Here is a 6,823-nt window from a genome sequence, read left to right as displayed (position 1 = left end):
TCGCGAGCAGGCTCGCTCCCACAGGTTTCGCATTGCCCAGAGGATGGCAATCAGCTCGGTTTGAGAGGAATCCAGATCTCTAGAGTGCCCTCACCGGTCCTGGGGTTGAAGTCTTCGCTGTAGCGTTCGAACTCCGGTGCATCGGCAGCAGTGTGGCCGGATCGCGGCAGCCACTCTTTCCAGATGTAGTGGAACGTCTGCGGCAGGTCTTTCAACGGTCCTTTGTGTTCGAACACGGCGTAGTGCGCAGGCTGAATTTCGATCCAGCGCAACTGTTCGGGCAGGTCATCGAGCCGGCTGACTTCCACTCCGGCAATGTATTCAAACCCTCCCTCCCCGTCCGGGTTGCAACACACGCCATAGGTGACCTCGTCTTTCTGCCCTGGCACTTTACCGAGCCAGGGCAAAAACTTTTCCCAGAGCAGCGGGATATCCTGGGCGGAGTCCTGAGTAAAACGGCCACCAAAACCGGCGATGAGCTGAAAGCGTCCGTGTTCGAAGCGTGGTTCGGCGGTGTTATCGGATTCGTGCTTTTCCATGCATCAACACTCCAGAAACGTGAGGTCGGGCTTTGCAGTATAGAAGCCAAATGGAGATTGCCAGGTCCGTTTCGCTTGTCAGAGTCCAGGCACAACGGCCGGCGCGAGCTTGCCGATAAACTCGTTGTAGCCAGAAACAATCACGTACACCGCGAAATAGCAGAAGATGGCTGCCGATGCCCAATAGCAATAGCGCAACAGTTTATCGCCCAACAGCTTGCCACCCTGGGTTGCCGCCAGGCACAGACCTGCACACCAGAGCAGTCCGGCACAGAGAAACCCACTCAGGAACAGCGCCGAACTGAGGATCGTTCCGCCGCCCGAACGAGCGATCAATGTGCCGCCCACCGCCGCGAACCAGAGAATGGCACTGGGCGAGGACATCGCCAGGAAAATCCCGCGAAAAAATTCCTGCCCGGAAGAATTACCCCGCACCTCACCAGCCTCGGCCAACACCGCAGGGTGATAGATCGCCGAATGAATCATCTTCGCGGCGAAATACAGCAGCACCACCGAGCCGCCTATCCACAGCACCCAGCGCACCGTTTCGTATTGCAGCAGCACCGTCATGCCGGCCAAGGCCAGGACCGCGTAGACCAAGTCCCCCACACATGTGCCCAAGCCCAGGGCAAAACCCTGGAAATAGCCACGCTGCATGGCCAAGGTAATCATGGCGATATTGGCCACGCCAATGTCCAGGCACAAAGAAAGGCTCAGCAGGAAACCGCTGGAAAATTCCATCATTCAGTCCATTCGATTTTTTGAATAAGGCGAGTCGTGCAGTTTGCAGGCGTGACTCAAAGCCCCACGACCGGATCGACAGTGTCGTCGAAAATAGTTGCGCGCCGCTACTGGACAATTGGCCATCAGCCCCTTTATCTTGCGCCGCAGGCCACCGCAGTGGCCAACGTCGCTCGGACGGTTCCGGGCGCTCACGTATCTCGAGGCAACAATGGCCAACCCAGGTTCGCCGCGCCGCTTTGCGCGCATCGATCGACTCCCCCCGTATGTATTCAATATCACTGCCGAGCTGAAGATGGCTGCGCGTCGGCGCGGCGAAGACATCATTGACTTGAGCATGGGTAACCCCGACGGCGCCACACCTGCACACATCGTGGAAAAGCTGGTCACCGTCGCTCAGCGTGAAGACACCCACGGTTATTCCACCTCCAAAGGCATACCGCGCCTGCGCCGCGCCATTTCGCGCTGGTACAAGGACCGCTACGAGGTGGACATTGACCCGGAAACCGAAGCCATCGTCACCATCGGTTCCAAGGAAGGCCTGGCGCATCTGATGCTGGCGACCCTGGACCAGGGCGACACCGTGCTGGTGCCCAATCCCAGTTATCCGATCCACATCTACGGCGCGGTGATCGCCGGCGCCCAGGTGCGTTCGGTGCCCCTGGTGCCGGGCGTGGATTTTTTCGATGAGCTGGAGCGCGCCATTCGCGGCTCGATTCCCAAGCCGAAAATGATGATCCTGGGCTTTCCGTCCAACCCGACCGCGCAATGCGTGGAGCTGGACTTCTTCGAGCGGGTCATCGCCCTGGCCAAACAGTACGACGTGCTGGTGATCCACGACCTGGCCTACGCCGACATCGTCTACGACGGCTGGAAAGCCCCGTCGATCATGCAGGTGCCCGGTGCGAAAGACATCGCCGTGGAATTCTTCACCCTGTCCAAGAGCTACAACATGGCAGGCTGGCGTATCGGCTTCATGGTGGGCAATGCGGAGCTGGTCAACGCCCTGGCGCGGATCAAGAGCTATCACGACTACGGCACCTTCACACCGCTGCAGGTGGCGGCCATCGCCGCGCTTGAAGGCGATCAGCAGTGCGTGCGTGATATCGCCGAACAGTACCGCCAGCGCCGCAATGTGCTGGTCAAGGGTCTGCATGAACTGGGCTGGATGGTGGAGAACCCCAAGGCGTCGATGTACGTCTGGGCCAAGATCCCCGAGGCTTATGCTCACCTGGGTTCGCTGGAGTTTGCCAAGAAACTGTTGGCCGAAGCCAAGGTCTGCGTCTCGCCGGGGGTGGGGTTCGGTGAATATGGCGATGATCACGTGCGCTTTGCACTGATCGAAAACCAGGACCGGATTCGCCAGGCCGTACGCGGCATTCGCGGGATGTTCCGGGCGGATGGGTTGGTAAGCAAACCTAACGTCTGACACAAGATCAATGTGTAAGACCCATGTGGGAGCGAGCCTGCTCGCGATGGCGTTGTAACAGTCAACAGAGATGCTGAATGTTATATCGCCATCGCGAGCAGGCTCGCTCCCACAGTTGGGTATTGCGTCAGGTCTAGATCACCAGCGACAGCAACAAGATGAAGATCAGCGCTACCACGGACAGGATGGTTTCCATCGCAGTCCAGGTCTTGAAGGTTTCGGCCACGGTCATGTTGAAGTACTGCTTGACCAGCCAGAAACCGGCATCGTTAACGTGAGACAGGATCAGCGAACCGGCACCGGTCGCCAGGACCAGCAGCTCACGATTCACACCCGGAATCATCCCGACCACTGGTACCACGATCCCGGCACCCGTGATGGTTGCCACGGTCGCCGAGCCTGTGGCGATGCGAATCACCGCCGCCACCAGCCAGGCCAACAGGATCGGTGAAATCTGCGCACTCACCGCCATGTGACCGATCACATCACCCACACCGCTGGTGACCAGCATCTGCTTGAAGCCACCGCCTGCACCGATGATCAGAATGATCGCCGCAGTCGGTGCCAGACTCGCGTCCAGCCACTTGAGTATCTGGCTGGAACCGATGCCCTGCTTGTAGCCGAAGGTGTACAGCGATAGCAGCAACGCCAACAGCAGTGCAGAAATCGGATGCCCGATCAGGTCCATGAACGTGCGGAAGAAATTGCCTTCAGGCAGCACCACATCGGCAAAAGTCTTGAGCAGCATCAGGAACACCGGCGACAGCACGGTGATCAGCGTGATGTTGAAGCTCGGCAGATCGGCAGAATCGGTCTCACGGGCCAGTTGATCCACCAGCTCCTGATTCGGATGGCCGGGGATGTGCTTGGCAATGAATGTACCGAAAATCGGCCCGGCAATAATGGCCGTTGGCAACGCCACGATCAGGCCATAGAGAATGGTTTTACCGATGTCGGCACCAAATACGCCAATCGCCAGCAGCGGGCCCGGGTGCGGTGGCACCAGGCCGTGGACCGCGGAGAGACCGGCCAGCAGCGGGATACCGATCTTGATGATCGAGACACCGGTGCGACGCGCCACGATGAACACCAGCGGGATCAGCAGCACGAAACCGATTTCAAAGAACAGCGGAATGCCCACCAGGAAGGCGGCGAACATCATGGCCCACTGAACTTTATCCTTACCGAAGGCACGGATCAGGGTTTGGGCGATCTGATCGGCCCCGCCCGATTCGGCCATCATTTTGCCGAGCATTGTGCCCAACGCCAGAATGATGCCGACAAAGCCCAGCACGCCACCGAAGCCGTCCTGGAACGCCTTGATGATGGTGCCGATCGGCATGCCCGAGGTCAGGCCCAGAAAAGCGGCCGCGATGGTCAGTGCAATAAACGGGTGGAGTTTGAACTTGGTGATGAGGACGATAAGTCCGATCACCGTAACCACTGCATCAAGCAGCAGAAACGTCTCGTGGGACATGCCGAACATGGGAGGTGTCTCCTGATTTGTTGTTGTTATTGAAGCGGTTATTTATAAGCCGTCGGGACAGCGCTATCTTTCTGACGCAAAATTTTTGCAACTCAACTGGCCAGCTTCAAACCGTGATCCACCCACCAGACATAAGCCTGATGAGCCAGTTCATCGACGCTGTGGCTGGACGCGTCCAGAGCCAGGGTCAGGGGCTCGCCAACAGGGGATTGAAGGGTGGCAAACTGGCTGTCGATCAGAGTCGACGGCATGAAGTGCCCCGGACGATGGGACACGCGGTCGGCGGCCACTTCCGGGGTCAACTCAAGAAACACGAAGCCCAGGCCCGGCAAGGCGCTGCGCAGACGCTCGCGATAACTGTGCTTGAGGGCCGAACAGGTCAGCACCGGACGCTCGCCCATCGCATCGACACGGCGCAACTCGTCGCACAGGCTGTCAAGCCAGCCGGCACGGTCGTCGTCGTTCAAGGGGATACCGGCGCTCATCTTCTGGATGTTGGCCGCAGGGTGGAAAGTGTCGCCTTCAATGGCGGTGGCGCCGCTCAACTGGCACAGGGCCTGGCTGACGCAAGTCTTGCCGCAACCGGCAACGCCCATGATGACCAGGGCGGTGATGGGATTATTCATGTAACACCTCAGCGCGCAGACAGCGCTACCTTTGCAAGTTGTGACACCAGAGCAAAAGCAGAAGTTGCCGACGCCTTCTTGTCATTTTTGTGGTTGCAGCATGTTCGTTCACAACGCTAACGGTCAGGGCTCAGGCAAACCCCGCTCACGCATTTGCAGCCGCGTCGAGACAGCGCTACCTTAGTGCCTTGATTTTTGTTTGGCAAGCCGCCCTGATGACCGTCACTAAAAACGATAAGAATACCCGCACCACCGGCCGCCCCACGCTCAACGAAGTCGCACGCCTGGCCGGTGTCAGTCCTATCACCGCTTCCCGTGCCCTGCGCGGCGTCAGCACCGTTGCCGAAAGCCTGGTGGAAAAAGTCCGCCAGGCCGCCCGCGACCTGAACTACGTGGTCAACCCCGCCGCCCGCGCCCTGGCTTCGGCCCAGAGCCATTCGGTGGTGGTGCTGGTGCCGTCGTTGTCCAACCTGCTGTTCATCGACACCCTGGAAGCCATTCATCGTGTACTCAGGCCCAAAGGCTTCGAAGTGGTGATCGGCAACTATCACTATTCCCGGGACGAAGAAGAAGACCTGCTGCGCAACTACATGGCCTACCAGCCACGCGGTCTGTTGCTGACCGGCTTTGACCGTACCGAAAGTGCCCGGCGCATGATCGAGGCCAGCAACATTCCCTGCGTGTACATGATGGAGCTGGACCCCGGTGCGGGCCTTAACTGCGTCGGCTTTTCTCAGCTCAAGGCCGGTGAGACGGCAGCCGAACACCTGATCGCCCGGGGGCGCAAGCGTCTGGCCTATGTCGGCGCGCAACTGGACCAGCGCACGTTGCTGCGCGGCGAAGGTTTTCGCCGTGCTCTGCAGCACGCCGGCTTGTACGACCCGGATCTGGAACTGCTGACGCCACGGCCATCCTCGGTCGGACTGGGTGGCGAGTTGTTTTTGCAGCTGCTTGCCAGCCATCCGGACGTCGATGCAATCTTCTTCGGCAACGACGACCTGGCCCACGGCGCGCTGTTGGAAGCCCTGCGCTGTGGCATCAAGATCCCCGAACAGGTTGCGGTCCTGGGCTTCAATGACCTGCCTGCCTCGGCCTACATGGTGCCGCGCCTGAGCAGCATCAGTACGCCACGGGAAGCCATCGGCCGTCGCGCCGCCGAACAGATGCTCACGTTGATGGCCGGCAACCGCATCGCCCAACCGGTGGTGGACATGGGTTTTGAGCTCAAGGTGCGCGAAAGCACCTGAGCCTGTTCCACGACGGTGATGCAGTGGGCGGTAAAAAGCCGGGTTAAAGACCCGGCTTTTTACGCGATGTGTGCCGATTCAATGACCGAACAGATTCACCTTCTTGGTCTTTTTTGTCAGCGCGTTTTTCATCGGCGGTTTTCGCCGGTTTTTTCTTTGCCGCTTTTTTTGAATCCATGCCTTTGGCCATGATACCTACTCCACTCATACGGGATGTGAAGTCAGGTATACACCTATCGCCGCAGACATGTTCTTTTATAATCACCCTCCCCTTCACCGCCCCTGACGTTGCCATGTCCCAGATCCACTACACGCTGCTCGATGAACCCTTGTGGCCGCTGATGAACAAGTTCTATCGCGCCCACCAATCCTCAATGAAAGCCGTGCGTGAAGCGCAGTTGTGGGTGGCGCGGCGGGATGAAATCATCGCGGCCCTGTGTTTGCGACCGGTGTCGGGGGGACATTGGCTGACGGGGTTGTTTGTCGAGCCGGCGTATCGCATGCAGGGGATCGCGGCGCGCTTGATCGACAAAGCGGTGAAAGGCGTGGAAGGACCGGTCTGGTTGTTCTGTCACCCGAATTTGCGCGGTTTCTATGAGCAGCAGGGGTTCAGCTTCGACCCCGTGCTGCCTTATGCGATGGCCGAGCGCCTGAGTCGCTATGCGCGCAGCAAACCAATGATTGCGATGGGGATGGAGCCTAAAACACTCTCCTGAAGCGCATCACAATCCAATGTGGGAGCGAGCCTGCTCGCG

8 protein-coding genes are annotated in these 6,823 nt (G+C 59.1%); 3 read left to right on the top strand and 5 right to left on the bottom strand.

Features of this window, described 5'->3' with window-relative positions; translation table 11 throughout:
- Positions 1–50: 50 nt before the first annotated feature.
- Together HU811_RS23315 and HU811_RS23310 are read right to left on the bottom strand one after the other, a co-directional pair.
- Positions 51–539, bottom strand: a complete 489-nt coding sequence (locus HU811_RS23315) for a GyrI-like domain-containing protein (RefSeq protein ID WP_186658335.1) — start codon at positions 537–539, stop codon at positions 51–53.
- Positions 540–617: 78 nt separating this feature from the next.
- Positions 618–1,280 (bottom strand): LysE family translocator, encoded by a 663-nt coding sequence (locus tag HU811_RS23310; RefSeq protein ID WP_092397110.1) that lies wholly within the window; start codon positions 1,278–1,280, stop codon positions 618–620.
- Positions 1,281–1,491: 211 nt separating this feature from the next.
- Between HU811_RS23310 and alaC the strand changes: the two genes are divergently transcribed.
- Positions 1,492–2,709, top strand: coding sequence for an alanine transaminase (alaC, locus tag HU811_RS23305; RefSeq protein ID WP_186658333.1), 1,218 nt, complete (start codon positions 1,492–1,494; stop codon positions 2,707–2,709).
- 133 nt (positions 2,710–2,842) lie between these two features.
- Here alaC and HU811_RS23300 read toward each other — a convergent pair whose 3' ends face one another.
- The gene (locus HU811_RS23300) at positions 2,843–4,195 is read right to left on the bottom strand and encodes a GntP family permease (protein WP_047228337.1); all 1,353 of its coding nucleotides are present in this window, start codon (positions 4,193–4,195) and stop codon (positions 2,843–2,845) included.
- A gap of 92 nt (positions 4,196–4,287) precedes the next feature.
- Positions 4,288–4,821, bottom strand: coding sequence for a gluconokinase (locus tag HU811_RS23295; RefSeq protein ID WP_076386036.1), 534 nt, complete (start codon positions 4,819–4,821; stop codon positions 4,288–4,290).
- 215 nt (positions 4,822–5,036) lie between these two features.
- On the opposite strand from HU811_RS23295, the gene gntR reads away from it, so the two are divergent.
- A complete protein-coding gene (gene gntR / locus HU811_RS23290) occupies positions 5,037–6,068 on the top strand; it encodes an HTH-type transcriptional regulator GntR (RefSeq protein WP_092397106.1) in 1,032 nt (343 codons plus the stop codon).
- Between the two features lie 43 nt (positions 6,069–6,111).
- Here gntR and HU811_RS23285 read toward each other — a convergent pair whose 3' ends face one another.
- Positions 6,112–6,258 (bottom strand): hypothetical protein, encoded by a 147-nt coding sequence (locus tag HU811_RS23285; RefSeq protein ID WP_186658331.1) that lies wholly within the window; start codon positions 6,256–6,258, stop codon positions 6,112–6,114.
- A 103-nt stretch (positions 6,259–6,361) separates the two neighbouring features.
- On the opposite strand from HU811_RS23285, the gene HU811_RS23280 reads away from it, so the two are divergent.
- Positions 6,362–6,784 (top strand): GNAT family N-acetyltransferase, encoded by a 423-nt coding sequence (locus HU811_RS23280; RefSeq protein WP_186658329.1) that lies wholly within the window; start codon positions 6,362–6,364, stop codon positions 6,782–6,784.
- The last annotated feature ends 39 nt before the right edge of the window (positions 6,785–6,823 follow it).

This window comes from Pseudomonas tehranensis (assembly GCF_014268615.1).
GTDB lineage: Bacteria > Pseudomonadota > Gammaproteobacteria > Pseudomonadales > Pseudomonadaceae > Aquipseudomonas > Aquipseudomonas tehranensis.
The sequence above is the reverse complement of the archived record's forward strand: the minus strand, read 5'-3'. Positions and strand labels throughout refer to the sequence as shown.

What these genes read in the sequence shown, in the direction of transcription:
- alaC (WP_186658333.1), top strand. Translation starts at nt 1,492, where the DNA reads ATGGCCAACCCAGGTTCGCCGCGCCGCTTTGCGCGCATCGATCGACTC.
- gntR (WP_092397106.1), top strand. Translation starts at nt 5,037, where the DNA reads ATGACCGTCACTAAAAACGATAAGAATACCCGCACCACCGGCCGCCCC.
- HU811_RS23300 (WP_047228337.1), bottom strand. Translation starts at nt 4,195, where the DNA reads ATGTTCGGCATGTCCCACGAGACGTTTCTGCTGCTTGATGCAGTGGTT.
- HU811_RS23310 (WP_092397110.1), bottom strand. Translation starts at nt 1,280, where the DNA reads ATGGAATTTTCCAGCGGTTTCCTGCTGAGCCTTTCTTTGTGCCTGGAC.
- HU811_RS23315 (WP_186658335.1), bottom strand. Translation starts at nt 539, where the DNA reads ATGGAAAAGCACGAATCCGATAACACCGCCGAACCACGCTTCGAACAC.
- HU811_RS23285 (WP_186658331.1), bottom strand. Translation starts at nt 6,258, where the DNA reads ATGGCCAAAGGCATGGATTCAAAAAAAGCGGCAAAGAAAAAACCGGCG.
- HU811_RS23295 (WP_076386036.1), bottom strand. Translation starts at nt 4,821, where the DNA reads ATGAATAATCCCATCACCGCCCTGGTCATCATGGGCGTTGCCGGTTGC.
- HU811_RS23280 (WP_186658329.1), top strand. Translation starts at nt 6,362, where the DNA reads ATGTCCCAGATCCACTACACGCTGCTCGATGAACCCTTGTGGCCGCTG.